15 protein-coding genes and 2 pseudogenes are annotated in these 14171 nt (G+C 60.8%); 9 read left to right on the top strand and 8 right to left on the bottom strand.

Translation table 11 applies throughout. The features are described 5' to 3' along the window. Nucleotides 1-166: 166 nt before the first annotated feature. Complete coding sequence (locus HMPREF2698_RS13365; RefSeq protein WP_070561553.1) at nt 167-1444, top strand: Fic family protein; 1278 nt, start codon at nt 167-169, stop codon at nt 1442-1444. A gap of 137 nt (nt 1445-1581) precedes the next feature. On the opposite strand, the gene HMPREF2698_RS01055 is transcribed toward HMPREF2698_RS13365, so the two are convergent. Continuing rightward, nucleotides 1582-2742 carry an RtcB family protein gene (locus tag HMPREF2698_RS01055; RefSeq protein ID WP_070561552.1) on the bottom strand — a complete coding sequence of 387 codons (1161 nt, stop codon included), beginning with the start codon at nt 2740-2742 and terminating at the stop codon, nt 1582-1584. A gap of 547 nt (nt 2743-3289) precedes the next feature. Between HMPREF2698_RS01055 and HMPREF2698_RS01050 the strand changes: the two are divergent. Both HMPREF2698_RS01050 and HMPREF2698_RS01045 read left to right on the top strand, forming a co-directional pair. Further along, a pseudogene (locus tag HMPREF2698_RS01050) lies at nt 3290-3892 on the top strand (hypothetical protein); the annotation flags it as partial. A gap of 164 nt (nt 3893-4056) precedes the next feature. Then, complete coding sequence (locus HMPREF2698_RS01045; protein ID WP_070521142.1) at nt 4057-4260, top strand: hypothetical protein; 204 nt, start codon at nt 4057-4059, stop codon at nt 4258-4260. Nucleotides 4261-4335: 75 nt separating this feature from the next. Here the strand turns inward: HMPREF2698_RS01045 and HMPREF2698_RS01040 are convergent, their stop codons facing one another. Continuing rightward, nucleotides 4336-5520: a YihY/virulence factor BrkB family protein gene (locus tag HMPREF2698_RS01040; RefSeq protein ID WP_246819409.1), complete on the bottom strand. Its 1185-nt coding sequence runs from the start codon at nt 5518-5520 to the stop codon at nt 4336-4338. Nucleotides 5521-5604: 84 nt separating this feature from the next. Here HMPREF2698_RS01040 and HMPREF2698_RS01035 point away from each other — a divergent pair, with 84 nt between their 5' ends. Then, complete coding sequence (locus HMPREF2698_RS01035; protein WP_070561549.1) at nt 5605-6081, top strand: S-ribosylhomocysteine lyase; 477 nt, start codon at nt 5605-5607, stop codon at nt 6079-6081. Nucleotides 6082-6096: 15 nt separating this feature from the next. Here HMPREF2698_RS01035 and HMPREF2698_RS01030 read toward each other — a convergent pair whose 3' ends face one another. Then, on the bottom strand, nt 6097-7212 hold the full coding sequence (locus tag HMPREF2698_RS01030) for a UDP-N-acetylmuramate dehydrogenase (protein WP_070561547.1): 1116 nt from the start codon (nt 7210-7212) through the stop codon (nt 6097-6099). 24 nt (nt 7213-7236) lie between these two features. Between HMPREF2698_RS01030 and HMPREF2698_RS01025 the strand changes: the two genes are divergently transcribed. Genes HMPREF2698_RS01025 through HMPREF2698_RS01015 form a run of 3 tightly spaced genes read left to right on the top strand, consistent with a single transcriptional unit; the run spans nt 7237 to nt 9389 of the window. Then, the gene (locus tag HMPREF2698_RS01025; RefSeq protein WP_070521152.1) at nt 7237-7728 is read left to right on the top strand and encodes a DUF2505 domain-containing protein; all 492 of its coding nucleotides are present in this window, start codon (nt 7237-7239) and stop codon (nt 7726-7728) included. A 27-nt stretch (nt 7729-7755) separates the two neighbouring features. Continuing rightward, on the top strand, nt 7756-8565 hold the full coding sequence (locus HMPREF2698_RS01020) for a class I SAM-dependent methyltransferase (protein ID WP_070561545.1): 810 nt from the start codon (nt 7756-7758) through the stop codon (nt 8563-8565). A 23-nt stretch (nt 8566-8588) separates the two neighbouring features. Continuing rightward, nucleotides 8589-9389 (top strand): LmeA family phospholipid-binding protein, encoded by an 801-nt coding sequence (locus tag HMPREF2698_RS01015; protein ID WP_070561543.1) that lies wholly within the window; start codon nt 8589-8591, stop codon nt 9387-9389. Between the two features lie 3 nt (nt 9390-9392). Here HMPREF2698_RS01015 and HMPREF2698_RS01010 read toward each other — a convergent pair whose 3' ends face one another. From HMPREF2698_RS01010 to HMPREF2698_RS12790, 5 genes are all read right to left on the bottom strand, one after another. After that, nucleotides 9393-9854 carry a deoxyribose-phosphate aldolase gene (locus HMPREF2698_RS01010; protein WP_070561540.1) on the bottom strand — a complete coding sequence of 154 codons (462 nt, stop codon included), beginning with the start codon at nt 9852-9854 and terminating at the stop codon, nt 9393-9395. Beyond that, the gene (locus HMPREF2698_RS01005; protein WP_070561538.1) at nt 9854-10144 is read right to left on the bottom strand and encodes a DUF2516 family protein; all 291 of its coding nucleotides are present in this window, start codon (nt 10142-10144) and stop codon (nt 9854-9856) included. Before HMPREF2698_RS01005 ends, HMPREF2698_RS01010 begins: the two co-directional genes overlap by 1 nt. A gap of 3 nt (nt 10145-10147) precedes the next feature. Then, nucleotides 10148-10600, bottom strand: a complete 453-nt coding sequence (locus tag HMPREF2698_RS01000; protein WP_070561534.1) for a CGLAU_01105 family protein — start codon at nt 10598-10600, stop codon at nt 10148-10150. Between the two features lie 15 nt (nt 10601-10615). Continuing rightward, complete coding sequence (locus HMPREF2698_RS00995; protein ID WP_070561533.1) at nt 10616-11950, bottom strand: DUF445 domain-containing protein; 1335 nt, start codon at nt 11948-11950, stop codon at nt 10616-10618. Between the two features lie 159 nt (nt 11951-12109). Beyond that, entirely contained in the window at nt 12110-12268 is a 159-nt protein-coding gene (locus HMPREF2698_RS12790) for a BRO family protein (protein ID WP_246816462.1), read from the bottom strand. 315 nt (nt 12269-12583) lie between these two features. Here HMPREF2698_RS12790 and HMPREF2698_RS00990 point away from each other — a divergent pair, with 315 nt between their 5' ends. Both HMPREF2698_RS00990 and HMPREF2698_RS13145 read left to right on the top strand, forming a co-directional pair. Further along, entirely contained in the window at nt 12584-13501 is a 918-nt protein-coding gene (locus HMPREF2698_RS00990; protein WP_070561531.1) for an Abi family protein, read from the top strand. A gap of 162 nt (nt 13502-13663) precedes the next feature. After that, nucleotides 13664-14171 (top strand): annotated as a pseudogene (locus tag HMPREF2698_RS13145) (transposase); the annotation flags it as partial.

Raw genomic sequence — 14171 nt, 5'->3', positions numbered from 1 at the left:
AGAACCGTATCAAGCGTCTTTAACAAAGCAGTGACTCACGATAAGAGTTATCCGGCGCATTGCGCTCGCAGTCCACCGGGATAACTACTATCCCGGTAAACTAAGATATCGATCTACCGGGATAAGTCATATCCCCAGTGCGTCGAGCGCATGAGAGGAGTCAGCTGTGGCAAAGACAGTCGAATTGGAATGGATCCCTGCTGATGGCAGCGGTCTTTCTCGACGCGCCAAGCAAGGCGGGAAGTATTATGCTTTTGTTCCCGATCCCCTCGCAGGTATGTCGTTGAAGCTTCCGTCCGAGCTCTCGCGACGTATCGTTCGCATCGAGCGGGAGATTCACAATCTTGGGATGAGAGACAATACCCACTCGCTTGAAGGAGTTGCGCGACTCCTGCTCCGTTCTGAGGCCGTCGCTTCCTCCCGGATCGAGGGAATCGCTCCCAACTCCGACAAAGTAGCCATGGCGATCCTCGCGCGTGAATCAGATTCCGGAATTCGGGGTTTCAAAGAATCCGCAACAGCTGTCGCCCGCAATGTCGCCATCCTCGACACCATCAATGCAGACTTGGCTTACAAAGACGAGCTGGTCCTGGATGACATTGTTGCAATGCAGACTGCACTCGTTGCAGAAAAGCCTTTACAAGGAGTACGTACTACTCAAAACTGGATTGGCGGGTCTGACTATCACCCCATCGGTGCGGCTTTTGTCCCCCCGCCTCCTGTAGAAGTCCCAAGACTCCTCGACGATCTCATTGAATACTTCAACGGGGCAGACCACGCCGCGCTCGTTCAAGCAGCGCTCGTTCATGCCCAGTTCGAGACCATCCACCCATTCCCGGATGGGAACGGGCGCGTGGGACGAGCCATGATTCACGCGCTTTTGCAGCGCAGAGGGCTCACCGATGCTGCGGTTCTCCCCGTCAGTATGGTTCTGGCAACGCTCGGTGACCGTTACGTCGACGGACTCACGAAATTCCGCGAGGGTGACGTGCTGGCATGGATCTCTTTCTTCGTCGAGGCTGCACAAGTCGCCACCACCAAAGCAGCTGAACTTGCGGATAGCGTCGCCGCCCTAGAAGCAGAATGGATGGACAAGGTCAATCACCACCGCACTGCGCAAGGAAGCAAGCGCGCATTGAAATCGAATTCGACGGAGTTCCAACTGCTCAAGAAGCTTCCTGCCATGCCTTTGGTCACGGTGCCCATTGTGAAGTCCGAGCTGGGGATTTCATCGACAAGCACGGCCCGAGACGCGCTCGATTCACTCACCGAGGCTGGCATTCTGCGTAAGAAAGTCATCGGTGCGGGCGGGCTTCTCGGTTACTTCGCTGACGATGTTTTCATGTTGGTCGACGATGCTGAACGCCAACTCGCTTCGACGCAGTTTAATACTCGGCTTTCACCTCCGACCAACCGAGCAGTTCCAGCCCTTCGCAATAAATAAGCAGTAATCAATAGTGGTCACCTACTTCGTTTCCTTACATAAGGCAAAGCGTCGTGCTGATGCGACGCTGCAGGAGGGGGCATCGGAAAGCTCAAAAGAGACCGTCACTAAAAGTGACGGTCTCATCATGACGCAGGTTAGGTGCCCTTGACGTTGAGGATCTGGCGCAGGGTGTGCTTGACCTCAACGAGCTGGGCGGCATCAGCCATCACGCGGTCGATGTCCTTGTAGGCGTCCGGAATCTCATCGACGAACTCGGCGCCGGGACGATAGACGATGCCTTCCATGCGTGCGGCAAGATCCGCCTCGGTGAAGCGGGCCTTGGCCTGGGTGCGCGACATGACGCGACCCGCGCCGTGCGGCGCAGACTTGAGGCCCGGCGGGTAGCCCTTGCCTTCCACGACGTAGCTAGTGGTGCCCATCGAGCCGGGGATGAGGCCGCGGTCGCCTTCGTCCGCCTTGATGGCGCCCTTACGCGTGAGCCACACATTTTTGCCGTAGTGGCTCTCACGTTGGGTGTAGTTGTGGTGGCAGTTGATGCGCTCGAGCTCGAGGGTCTCCCGGTCTGCGCCGGCCCAGGTGGCGACGCAGTCGAGGAAACGGTCCATCATCTCATCGCGGTTGAGCAGCGCAAAGTGCTGTGCCCAGTGGAGATCCGCAATGTAGGAGTCGAACTCTTCCGTGCCCTCGACGAGGTAGGCCAGGTCCTTGTCCGCGAGCTGGATCCAGTGCTTCTCGCAGTGACGCTGCGCGGCCTTGATGTGCTTCTGTGCGATCTTGTTGCCCACGCCGCGCGAGCCAGAATGCAGGAACAGCCAGACGCGGTCCTCTTCGTCGAGGCAGAGCTCAATGAAGTGGTTACCGCCGCCCAAGCTGCCCAGCTGCTGACGCCAGTTTTTGGAGTGGCCGAGATCCACGCCAGTGTCCTGGGCCAGCTGCGAGAGCTCGCGCGTGCGGGCCTCGGTGCGCGGGTCCATGATCCAACCGTTGTAGTTTCCGGGCGAGAGCGGAATGGAGTCTTCGACCGCGGTGCGCAGGTCCTCGAGAGCGAAGTCCTGGATGTCCGCGTGGGTGAGCCCCGTGCGCACGGCAATCATGCCGCAGCCGATATCCACGCCGACGGCCGCCGGGATGACGGCGCGCAGCGTGCCGAAGACAGTGCCGACCGAGGAGCCCTTGCCAAAGTGGGCATCAGGCATGAGCGCCACATGTGGGTAGACGAAGGGCAGGTCAGCGACGAGTTGTGCCTGCGCCACCGTCTTGTCTTCAACAATGGAGGCGAAGTTGTGCAGGCGCATAAGAGAGCCTTTCTCTGCGTTTGCGTAACGCAGTTCGTGAGAAAGGGCCTGCTTGGGCGGCTGACTTATAAGTTGTGCGCGCGGGTCGCGCGGCTGGCACCAACGTCCGGGATAAGCAGGGCCGCTTTCCCGGGAAACGGTCAAGTCAGCCTGTTAGAAGAGTTGCTTAAAGAGGCGTCCTAGCGGCTGATTGTTATGGGTCATCATCGCGGTTCGCCTCCTTTATGCTTTCTTGTTCTTCTTCTTTCGGGCTGTTAGTGCTGCGTGTGAGCCTACACGATCTACGCGATTTCTACATGCGATTGATGATGCAAGGAAATTCACCCAACCACGAAAACTTGACACCGTCCATTCAACCGCATTCACTGCCTGCTCATTTGTTCGTCCGTCTGGCGGGGTGTCGTGCGCCGTGACAAGCTTCGTTTAATCGTTCAGCCCGCCTCGCCCTAGTCGAGAGTGGGCTGGATCTTTATCTGGGTTATGCAGCAAGAGTGCACTGGGCAAGGCCGACGTCGTGGTCGCCGGCGGCATCGACGAGCGCTTCATCTCCCGCGCCAACGACCCGAACGAGTCCGAGCTGCACTCCCTGCTGTGGCCAGCGATTGGCCGCGATGAGGACCAGCCGATGTTCGTCATCTCCCAGAAGACGCTCACCGGCCACTCCAAGGCGGGTGCCGCGCTCTTCCAGACCGGCGGCATCATCGACGTCTTCCGCACGCACCGCATCCCGGCGAACGTGTCCCTGGACTGCGTCGATCCGCTCATCGCCCCGAAGGCGCCGAACCTGGTGTGGCTGCGCTCCCCGCTGGACCTCGCCGCGGCGGGCCACAGCGTGAAGGCCGCGGCACTGACCTCGCTTGGCTTCGGCCATGTCAGCGCGCTCATCGTCTACGCCCACCCAGGCGTGTTCGAGCAGGCCGTGTCCCAGCAGCGCGGGGCGGATGCCGCTGCCCAGTGGCGTGAGCGCGCCGAGCAGCGCCTGCGCGCCGGCCGCGCCCACTTCGAGGCTGGCATGCTGGGCCGTGCCCCGCTCTTCGAGGTCATCGAAGGCCGCCGCCTGCCGGCGCAGGACGCCAAGGCCGCCGAGATTGCCATGCTTCTCGACGACTCCGCGCGCCTCACCGAAGACGGCACCTACCCCTCCGCCTAAGGCCCTAGCCCCTAACAGCAAGCCCTAAGAACAAGCCGAGGACGTCCGCAAAGAAACGGGCCTCCTCGGCTTCTTTTTCTGCCTGCGCCCCTCGCCTCGTGATAGTTTTCGCATAAGGCACCGTTTACTTGATTGCGAGACTTCCACGAACCAGAGGACGAAGCATGGATATTGAAAAATTCCTCATGACAGCTGTCGGCTCACTCAGCGTCATTTCCCTTGCTGGTTGGCTCATCGCTGATTACGAGTGGTCAACCAGGGCCACAACGGTTATGGGGTTTGGGTTCCTTATCTCGGCACTGATTGACAAGCGCAGGCAAGAAAAGGCCGCGGGCCAACGCCGGGTTCCAGAAGAATCTGCGCAGTAACCGCCCGACTTCACAACTGCCCTATCTGCCAAACTTATCGCCGATCCATGCAACGCGGGGGCAAGGTTTTGGCATCTAGGCGCGTTCTTCCTCTGGCTCTTCTGCTGCCTCATCCTGTACCTGCCGCGCATTATCTGAAATCTCACGCGCCCTCTGCTCCAAGCTCTCCTGGGCGCGGGCCTGGGCTTGGGATGAGTTCTCGGCGCGCGGCGGGGCTTGGATGAAACGCTCGGAGTGCAATCCCAGCTGCAGCTCCTTGGCGCGCAGTACCTCCGCATCAATCTTGATGCCGACGATCAGCACCGTGTTCATCAACCACGTGGCCACGAAGACCGCCATGACGGTACTCAGTGCACCATAAGCGCTGGCCGCAGCAAGATACTTCAGGTAGAGGCCTACCAATCCCCAGGACACGACCGTGCCCACGAGCGCCACCACGGAGCCATAGGTAATCCACCTAAAACGCCCGGGCCGCACGTTGGGGCTGAAGTGATAGAGCACCGCGATAAGCGTGAGAACCACAACCACGGTAACTGGGAAGCGCAGCCAGTTCCACACCGGGAGGAAGATTCGCACCAGGTACGTGGCGGCATCTTCTAGTCCTACGTTGCGTGCAAGCGGAATCAGCCCCTCATTAAGAACTGCATCACGCAGCAAGTTGGCAAAAAGCACGATGACCGCGCCGACCACGATGACTGCTGTCAACCCCCACATCAGCGCCCACGTGCGGATGATGCCGCGGCCCTCCACCCGGCCGTACACGGTATTGGCTGTCCGCGAGAAGGCCCGCACATACGCCGAGGCAGAAAACAGCGAAATGGCCAGGGAGATGATCAGCGCCAACGTGCCCTGCGCGCTGGAGCCGATAATCGTGCCGACAATCATGTGGGCTTGCTCAGAAAGCGAACCGGGGACGTACTGCTCAATGAACTCAGAAGTCAGCTGCTCCACTTCCGCTTGGCGGGAGGAGAAGATGAGCGTGACAATGGAGTAGGCGGCCAGCACCGTTGGCGCAAAAGCCATGAGCGTGAAGTAGGTCATCCCGGCGGCGCGGTCCATGAAGGCATCGTGGAAGAAGTCATTCCACGTGCGGCGGATGACCAGCCCCCAGCTCTCCTTGCGCAGGCGATTACCTTTGGCGAGGGGATTGCGCTCGTCATCATGGCCTTGAACCTCCAGGATGGTCGGGCCCTTAAACGGCACGATTGTTTCTGGCTCCTCGGCCGACATAGCGTTGCCGTCAATCTCCTCTTCGCTCATATCTGACCAGCGTATGCGGCACAGCCCGCATTCAGGGGAAGGACACTCAGGCCACAGGCCAAGCCGTGGTTACACTGGGGAGGCATGACTGAGAAGAACACCGAGAACAAGATCAACGTAAAGTCCTTCGAGCTCGATCACCGGCTTGTCGACGCCCCCTATATCCGCGTCGCCGACCGCACCGACCTGGGCGGCGGGGTCGAGATTATCAAGTATGACCTGCGCTTCTGCCAGCCCAACAAAGAGCACCTCGGTACCGAGGCACTGCACTCGGTTGAGCACATGATGGCCAACTTCATGCGCAACTACACCGACAAGCTCATTGGTTTTGCCCCGATGGGCTGCCGTACCGGCTTCTACGCCATCACCAACGGCATGGAGCAGGATGAGCTGCTCCGCGCTGTCGAGGGCGCGCTCAATGACATCCTCAATGCCACTGAGGTTCCCGCCGCCAACGAGGTGCAGTGCGGCTGGGGCGCCCACCACTCACTTGAGGGCGCGCAGGAGGCCGCACGCAACTTCCTCGCGGCCAAGGAAGAGTGGCTCAACGTCATGGCCTAGCCACCCAAGTCCTTCTTAAATACTCACACCCAGCCAGATGGGCTCCGGCTCCAGCGTCACGCCGAAGGCCTTCTGAACCCCGGCGCGGATGTCGCGGGCCAGCGCAACGATATCGTCCGCAGTGGCCTCACCGCGGTTGGTCAGCGCCAGGGTGTGCTTGGTGGACAAGGTTGCCTTCGCGCCTGACTCTTCACCCGGGTAGCCCTTGGCAAAGCCGGCGCGCTCGATGAGCCAGGCGGCGGAGAGCTTTTCCTTTTCTTCTCCAGATGCGGTGGACGGCACCGCATGGCGGGGCATGCGGTCGGCATCCTCGTCGCCACGGGCGGCGCGGACGGCTTCCTGGATGGAATCGGCAAGCTCGGGCTCGACGATGGGGTTGGTGAAGAAGGAACCGGCCGACCATGTGTCGTGGTCTTCTGGGTCAAGCACCATGCCCTTGCCGCGGCGCAGCTTCAGTACGTCCTCGCGGACCTCGGCCACGGGGCGGCGCTCACCGGGGTTCTGGGTGAGCTGGCCAAAGCGCAGGGGCCTCGACAGGCCGTCAGTAGTTAGCTGCAGCTCGACGGCCAGCACCACGCCGCGCCCGGTGAACTTCAGGTTGGAGTAGCGATAGGCCAGCTCCAGGTCCGCGGCCGGCACCCACGACGCGGTGCGGGTAGCGCGCTCGTAGAGGTAGACCTGCGTGAGGACGTCGGAGGTCTCCGCACCATAGGCGCCGACATTCTGCACCGGCACGGCACCCGCATTGCCCGGAATCCCGGAAAGGCACTCAATACCGCCCAGGCCGCAGTCCACGGACATGGCCACGACGTCATCCCACACCGCGCCCGCATCAGCACGCACGAGGCCACTGGCCACGGAGACGTCAATGTCCTCGAAGTCGAGGATGACCACCACGACATCCAGCTGACCTTCCGCCACCACGAGGTTGGAGCCACCGCCGACGACGAGGTAGTCCTGGGAGGCGTCGTCAAGCGCTGCCAGCGCAGCGATGGCGGCCTCAGCGCTGGCGCAGCGCACCGTCACCAGCGGGGCACCGCCGATGCGCAGCGTCGTGAGATCGGCGAAGGTGGTCTCGGAATCAAGCGTGACTCCGTTAATATCAGCGAGGGTCAGGAATTTATCTAGCACGTCTACCAAGGTAGTCTGTAACTCATGTCAACCCGTAGCGAAAACACCGTGATCATCAACCAGCCCATCGATAAGGTGCACAAGGCACTGTCCACCCAGGAGTACTGGGACTTCATCGTGGCCAAGCTCTCCCCGGAACCGGGCACCGTGCACGAGTTCACCGGCAACACCGCCGTGCTCTACGAGATTCTTCCGACCTCCCTCTTGCCGGAGGCTGTCCGCGCTATGGTCTCCCAGGACCTCAAGGAGAAGCGCACCGTGACCATCGGCGAGGTTGTCGATGATCAGATGTCCGTCTCCTTCACCGCTGACGTCAAGGGCACCCCGGTCGACTTCAAGGGCGACATCACCTACAAGGGCCAGGGCGAGTCCACCGCTCTGGATTACGTCTCTGAGGTTTCCGTCAACATCCCGATGATGGGCGCTGCCATCGAACCGAAGGTTGCTGAGGCTCTGCAGGAGCTCTACACCAACGAGGGCAAGCTCACCGAAGAGTGGATCTCCAACAACCTCTAAACAGCTCTCTACAACGCAGTTGTTGCCATGGCCGATCACGCGCATAACCTGAAGGCTCAGGAAAGCGCTGGTCGGCCTTTTGGCGTTATTACCCGCGGCACCACTAATCCCAACCGCCTGCGCCGCTGCGATCGCTGGATGGTGGCGCACCCGGAAATCTCCTCGCTGCTGCGTTCCACTAAGGAACCGCTGGCTCTCGACGTCGGCTACGGCGCCTCCCACACCACCACGGTGGAGTGGGCCGGGTGGCTGCGCAGCGTTAATCCTCATACCCGGGTGACGGGTTTGGAGATTTCCCCCGAGCGCGTGCTGCCGCCGCGCGATGGCGTGGCCTTTGAGCTCGGAGGCTTCGAGCTGGCCGGCTACCACCCGCAGCTGGTGCGGGCCTTCAACGTGCTGCGCCAGTATGACGTGGACCAGGTAGAGAAGGCCTGGGAGACGGTGACCTCGCGCTTGGCACCGGGCGGCTTCTTCGTGGAGGGAACCTGCGACGAGCTGGGGCGCAGGGCTGCCTGGGTGCTTCTCGACGCCTCCGGCCCACGCACCCTAACCCTCGCCTGGGATCCCTTCGACGTTGCCCGCCCCAGCGATATCGCGGAGCGCCTGCCCAAGATCCTCATCCACCGCAACGTGCCGGGCGAGCCGATCCACGAGCTCTTGCAGGCGGCCGACGCCGCCTGGGACCGCGCCGCCGGCTGGTCTCCTTATGGCCCGCGGGTGCGCTGGCGCATGGCGCGCGAAGAACTCCGGCAGACAGTTCCCATCCATCCGGTACACCGCCGCCTGCGGGATAACGTGCTCACAGTGGATTGGAACCTGGTAGTTGGCCATCTTTAAGCCGGTGCGCCACACTAGTAGTCATGGCTTCTTCTAAATCTTCCGCCTCGACGGCCTGGAAAATCTTCATTGGCGTACTCGTGGTACTCCTGCTCATCATCTTGGTAGCTGAGCTCGGCCTGCGCTGGTTCTTGGGTTCACAGATGAAGAGCCAATTCACCGAGTCCGCCAAGGAACAGGGCGTGGAGACCTCCGAGGAACCGGAGGTGAGCTTCGGTGCTAGCCCCATGGTCTTTGGCATGCTCAACGGCAAGATTCCGCAGATGGATATGAAGACCCCGTCCACGCTGAAGATTGATGGCACCAACATCGCTGGCCAACCGGCTGCGGATGTCCACGTCGAAGACATGACGCTGTCCCAGGAGCCGGTCGCGGGCACTCTGCGGGCCTCGACGACGGTCCCGGATCAGTTCCTGCTTGCCAGCTTCCAAAAGGCCATTGCTGAGCAGTCCGGCTATGACGCCTTGGGCAACCTCGTGGTGACCGCAATTACCGCCAACGATGCTGAGGATGACCTCGAGGTGGAATTCGCCGGTGGCTTGGCCACGCTCTCGCTCAAGCCGGAGGCTCGCGACGGCAAGCTCGCCATCGATGCGAAGGAAGCATCGCTCTTCGGCTTCGACCTGCCGGAGCAGGCGACCTCCGCGATTTCGAATGCCTTGGCCGAAGGCATGGAGGAACAGCTCGCGGGGCAAAAGCTCACCTTTGAGTCCGTGGACGTCGGCGCCGGCGAGCTCACGCTGACCCTCATTGGCCACGACGTCCCGATGAGCGAGCTCGATTCCGCCACGGCGCCAGCACCGGAATCGGCACCGGCCAACTAAGGCTTAAGAATTAGGGCGCAGGCTCTCTACGGTGAGCTGCGTGTCTAGGTCTTCGTCGTCTGAAACGACGGACCCCGGATCAACAAGGGATTGATAGCCCGCCTGCTCCGCCAGGCGGGCTATTTCTTTAAGCGGCAAGCGCGAGTCTTCGGGAAGAATGAGCCCTAAACGCACGGGCAGCGGGCAGGCCTCGCGGAGGGTGACGAGCTCGGAGAGGAGCGAGGTGGCGTCGCCAAGCAGTGCATCCACCGCAACCCACACCTCTGCGGCGCCTGATTGCACGGCCAGCCGCGCCTCCGCCGCCTTCACCAAAGAGTGGTGGCGCCCAGTGGGATAGCCGGCGACGGCAATGATGTGCTCGGCGCCCTCGGCTGCAAGCACATGGTGCGGGGAGACAAGCACTCGCTGCTGCCCCGCGGATTGGGTCCGCACCTCCTCCAGGGAGGCCTCAAGCAGGTTCAGCATTAGTAGGAATAATCGCCGTTGATGATGGCCTTGAGCTGCGGGCGCACATCAAACCAGTACACGCCGGTGATGATGGCGCCAATCCAGCTGACAAAATACAGCGGCAGGTTCATCACCAGGGCGGAACCGACGAGCAGCCCGACCCATACCCATTTGTTCTGGCGGTCACCGGCGCGGAAGGCATCCTCCCGCGTCATCGCCGCTAGGACGGCACCGATGAGGGCAAAAAGGGATACCGCCATAAAAATGTACTGCGGTATCGACGAAATAATATTTAGAAAAGTGTGCATTAATTAGTTCTCGTCAACGACTTCGCCGTCGATGACATCGTCGTTCGGCTTTGCTGCATAGGGGTTGCGCGGGCTCTGCGGCTCCTGCGGCTGCTGGCCCGCCGCGCGCTGCTCCTTGGCGTTGTTGATGGCGCCCTGAACTCCCTCACGGGTCTCGGTGAAGGCGGTGTTGAAATCCTCACGAGCCTTCACGAAGGACTCCGAGTTGCGGGTCTCGCGTGCAGCGGAGGACACAGACTCCCCAATGTTCTTGGCCGTGGAAGTTACGCGGTCAAAGAAGGACTCCTCCTTCGCGGTGCCATCACCCATGCCCGCCGCATCAGCGGCGCGGGCAATGCGTTCCGCCTGCGCGTTCTGGGCCTGGTTCTGGCGCTCTTCCTTGAAACGGCCACCAAAATCCTTAGCCACATCAAAAGCAGAGGAACCGGCATTCTTGATTGAGTCAAATACGGACATGGTCGTCACTCCTTGTTAGACGCCAAAAAGCAGATGATTAACAGTGTAGATAACCAACCCAGCCAGTGCACCCACGACCGTGCCGTTGAGGCGAATGAACTGCAGGTCCTTGCCCACCATGAGCTCGATATTCTCGGAGGCCTCCTGGGCATCCCAGCGCTTAATGGTCTCCGGGATAATCGCGATGATCTCCGGTGCGAACTTCTCCACCGCGTAGCGCGCGGCCTTGTCCACGAACGCATTGGCCTGGGCCAGGAACTCCGAATCTTCCAGCAGGCGGTGCGCCAATTCCTTCACCTTGGCGGTCATCTTCTGGCGCAGGAAGGACTCCGGGTCGGTGAGCTGTTCAATGAGCGTGGAGGAGACCGTCGCCCACATTGCCGCCGGGGCCTTCTGTGCTTGATCGGAAGCCAGCATCTCCTGTTTGATTCCTTCGATGCGCCCGCGCATATCTTCATCCCACTGCAGGTCCGAGGCCAACTTGGACAGGTTGCGGCGAATGGCTAGGCGGGCCTCGTGGTTGCCGTTGCGGCGAACCTCATCGGCGAACTCCACGAGCTCGGCGTAGACTTTCTCCCCCACCATCTCGCGGGCAAAGCGCGGCGCCCAGCCAGGCATGCGCTCATCGATGGCGGTGACCACCGTGGATTCCATCCCGAGGATCTTTCCGTGCGCCCAGTCAATGAGGTCATCCTCCAGCGGTCGCGCCTTGCCTTCCGCGATATAGCCCTCCAACAGGCGGCCCAGCGGCGGGCCCCACTCGGGTTCTGCCAGACGGTCCATGACTTGGGTGCGGATGAACTGCTCTGCCTCCGCCGGGTCTAGGTCCGCGACTACGCTGGCGGCGCGCTCACCAATCCACGCGGAGACCTCCTCCGCCCGCCCAGGCTCTACGCCCTGGCGCGCCAGCCACAGCGGCAGCTCCGCCTCACGCACCTTGGCGCTGAGTGCATCCGCGGTGAGGAAGTTCTCCTCCACGAAGTCCTTGAGCGCATCACCCACGCGGTCCTTGTTGTTGGGGATGAGCGCGGTGTGCGGGATGGGCAGCCCCATCGGCCGGCGGAACAGCGCGGTCACGGCGAACCAGTCCGCCAGTCCACCGACCATTCCTGCCTCCGCCGCCGCGCGCACGTAGCCCACCCAGACGGGAGCCCCGCTTGCCGACGCCTGCCACCACGAGCACCCCAAAAAGATCACCGCCGCACCAATCAGGAAGGACAGCGCAATCGCCTTCCAGCGGCGCAGGTCCGCCCGGCGCGCCTCCTGGTTTCCTGGCTGCGGCACAAACGACGTCTGCGACGCCGACATTTCCCGAGCCGGCTCAAGCCCTGCGTCCGCGCGGTGCGTCATGGGTTGGTTCTCCTTGGGTCTGCGTAATGATGGGGAATAGTGAATCCATTAATCAACATTAGTGGGCGTACCGGACACATTCGATAGCCACCAACACTAAGATCGACTCCTAGCTTTATGAACGCCGGCCTGCCGAGGGCCCGTTTGTGGTTCCGTGATTCACGCCCCCTTGCAGTGACGCACCAGGGCATCTTTCGTGTTGGCGTAGCCGAGGACGGTTGCCACGTCCTTGCCGTAGAACAGGACCTGCCCGCCCGAGGTGATGGTTCGGATCGTACCGAACTCGTGGTTGGTGAACGCATGTAGCGCGGTAGCCATGACCAACGTCTTTTCCGAGAACCGGGTAGACAATCGCGGGCGCGGGATGCGCCAGGCTCTCACCTGTCAGGCACGGCAGGCACCGAAACCGGACACGGTGTGAGGAAGGCTCTCGCCCATACGCCCCCGAGCACCGACAAATCCGGACGGGTCAGAGGGCACACTGGTGTGTGAACGTACCGATGGCTCCAAGTTTCGTGCTCTTGCCTCGGCGTCATCAACCAGGTAGCCTCGTAGTCAACATGACCGGTTCCGCTGCCCGCCTCAATGGGAGTCCAGGGCCGGTCTTCGTTTTTGTTTCAAACAGGGGTGCGCGTGGAGCAGGTGAAGCAGTTCAAGACCTACGGTGAACAGGTCGAATTGCTTCGTCAGCGTGGGATGCGAGTGGATGATCCCCAACATGCTGAGACGCTGCTGGCTCAATTGAACTACTACCGCTTGTCCGGATACTGGTACCCGATGCGCCGTTTCTCCCAAGGCGACGGCACTGCCCGAGATGAATTCGTTGAGGGAGCATCGTTTGATCTGGTGGTAGCTCTCTATGGGTTTGACGAACAATTGCGCCACAGCGTGTTCATCGAGCTTGATCGCGTGGAGTTGGCTATTCGAACCAAGCTCGGTCACGAACTGGGTCGCCTTGACCCGCTGATCTATTTGGATCCCCAGCGTTTGAGCGCCCGGGCACGGCAGCGAAACAAAGACGGGCGTAGCGTGCACGAGGTGTGGCTGAGAAAGTACCAGTCGGCATTGAAAGCGTCGAGGGAGGACTTCGTCGCCCACCACAAATCCAAATATGACGGGACTCTACCCATCTGGGCGGCTGTCGAAATCATGGATTGGGGGATGCTGTCGTACCTGTACGGCATGTCGCCCAATATCGTGCGCAAACGGATTGCCGAGCCCTGCGGCCTAACTGGCCCTCAGCTTGAATCATGGCTGAAATCCTTGAATATTCTGCGTAATTACGCAGCTCATCATGCAAGGATGTTCAACCGTGTTTACGACATCAAACCGAAACTGAACAATGACGTCAGGCTGGCTCCCGTAGCTGAAAGAATGAATCGCGTGTTTGGGCAGCTCTCCCTTATCCAATACTTGCAGCGCCAACTGGACTTGTCTCCAGCCGACCGGCTACCGAAGCTGTTCCACACCTACCCGCATAATCCCATCGTGCCGTTTTCTCGCACAGGAGCACCTGACAACTGGCGCGAGTTGCCTCTCTGGCGCGTCTAATCTTTGCGGTAGTAGTCGCATTCGTACCCGTCTGCGTCGAGTGTCATGGCGTGGACGAGGAGGTCACGAGCGACTGCTTGGACGATGTTCTCGACGAGTTTCTCGCCGTAGTTCTTCAGCCGCCCCCACACTTGCGTCCGGTTGTGACATCGCTGTAGGACCCACTTCCAGTTCTCCCATGATCGGGCTAGACGCAGCCTGCGCGGAATCAAAGAGCAAGTCGCAAAAGCCAAACGTGCTGTTGACGGCGATATCGCAATCAAGCGCAACCGCTATATTGATCTTTCCGCCCCGAATAAGAAGGTTAACTACGCTCTTGCTGCCAAGCACCGAGCCCTGGCCGGAATTAAAGGCTATGAAACCGACCTGACTACTCTTCCCGCTAGTGAGGTTATCGGGCATTACCGCAGGCTGTTCAACATTGAGAAATCATTTCGGATGTCGAAATCAGACCTGAAAGCACGCCCAATCTACGCCAGGAAACAAGACTCCATCACTGCACATCTCCATATTGTGATGGCCGCGCTAGCCGTCGCCCACCTAATGGAAACCCGCAGTGGTCAATCCATCAAACGCCTCGTGAGAACACTCAAGAAATACCGCAGCTTCCAACTCGTCGTTGGTGGCGAAACCATCCACGCCGCCGTACCACTCCCTCCCGACCTCACCG

This window comes from Corynebacterium sp. HMSC072A02, assembly GCF_001810085.1.
In the GTDB taxonomy this organism is placed as follows: Bacteria; Actinomycetota; Actinomycetes; order Mycobacteriales; family Mycobacteriaceae; genus Corynebacterium; species Corynebacterium hesseae.
This window is presented reverse-complemented; position numbering and strand designations above follow the sequence as displayed.

What these genes read in the sequence shown, in the direction of transcription:
- HMPREF2698_RS01035 (WP_070561549.1), top strand. Translation starts at nt 5,605, where the DNA reads ATGACTGAGAAGAACACCGAGAACAAGATCAACGTAAAGTCCTTCGAG.
- HMPREF2698_RS01015 (WP_070561543.1), top strand. Translation starts at nt 8,589, where the DNA reads ATGGCTTCTTCTAAATCTTCCGCCTCGACGGCCTGGAAAATCTTCATT.
- HMPREF2698_RS01000 (WP_070561534.1), bottom strand. Translation starts at nt 10,600, where the DNA reads ATGTCCGTATTTGACTCAATCAAGAATGCCGGTTCCTCTGCTTTTGAT.
- HMPREF2698_RS00995 (WP_070561533.1), bottom strand. Translation starts at nt 11,950, where the DNA reads ATGACGCACCGCGCGGACGCAGGGCTTGAGCCGGCTCGGGAAATGTCG.
- HMPREF2698_RS01010 (WP_070561540.1), bottom strand. Translation starts at nt 9,854, where the DNA reads ATGCTGAACCTGCTTGAGGCCTCCCTGGAGGAGGTGCGGACCCAATCC.
- HMPREF2698_RS01020 (WP_070561545.1), top strand. Translation starts at nt 7,756, where the DNA reads ATGGCCGATCACGCGCATAACCTGAAGGCTCAGGAAAGCGCTGGTCGG.
- HMPREF2698_RS01055 (WP_070561552.1), bottom strand. Translation starts at nt 2,742, where the DNA reads ATGCGCCTGCACAACTTCGCCTCCATTGTTGAAGACAAGACGGTGGCG.
- HMPREF2698_RS01045 (WP_070521142.1), top strand. Translation starts at nt 4,057, where the DNA reads ATGGATATTGAAAAATTCCTCATGACAGCTGTCGGCTCACTCAGCGTC.
- HMPREF2698_RS12790 (WP_246816462.1), bottom strand. Translation starts at nt 12,268, where the DNA reads ATGGCTACCGCGCTACATGCGTTCACCAACCACGAGTTCGGTACGATC.
- HMPREF2698_RS01005 (WP_070561538.1), bottom strand. Translation starts at nt 10,144, where the DNA reads ATGCACACTTTTCTAAATATTATTTCGTCGATACCGCAGTACATTTTT.
- HMPREF2698_RS01040 (WP_246819409.1), bottom strand. Translation starts at nt 5,520, where the DNA reads ATGAGCGAAGAGGAGATTGACGGCAACGCTATGTCGGCCGAGGAGCCA.
- HMPREF2698_RS01025 (WP_070521152.1), top strand. Translation starts at nt 7,237, where the DNA reads ATGTCAACCCGTAGCGAAAACACCGTGATCATCAACCAGCCCATCGAT.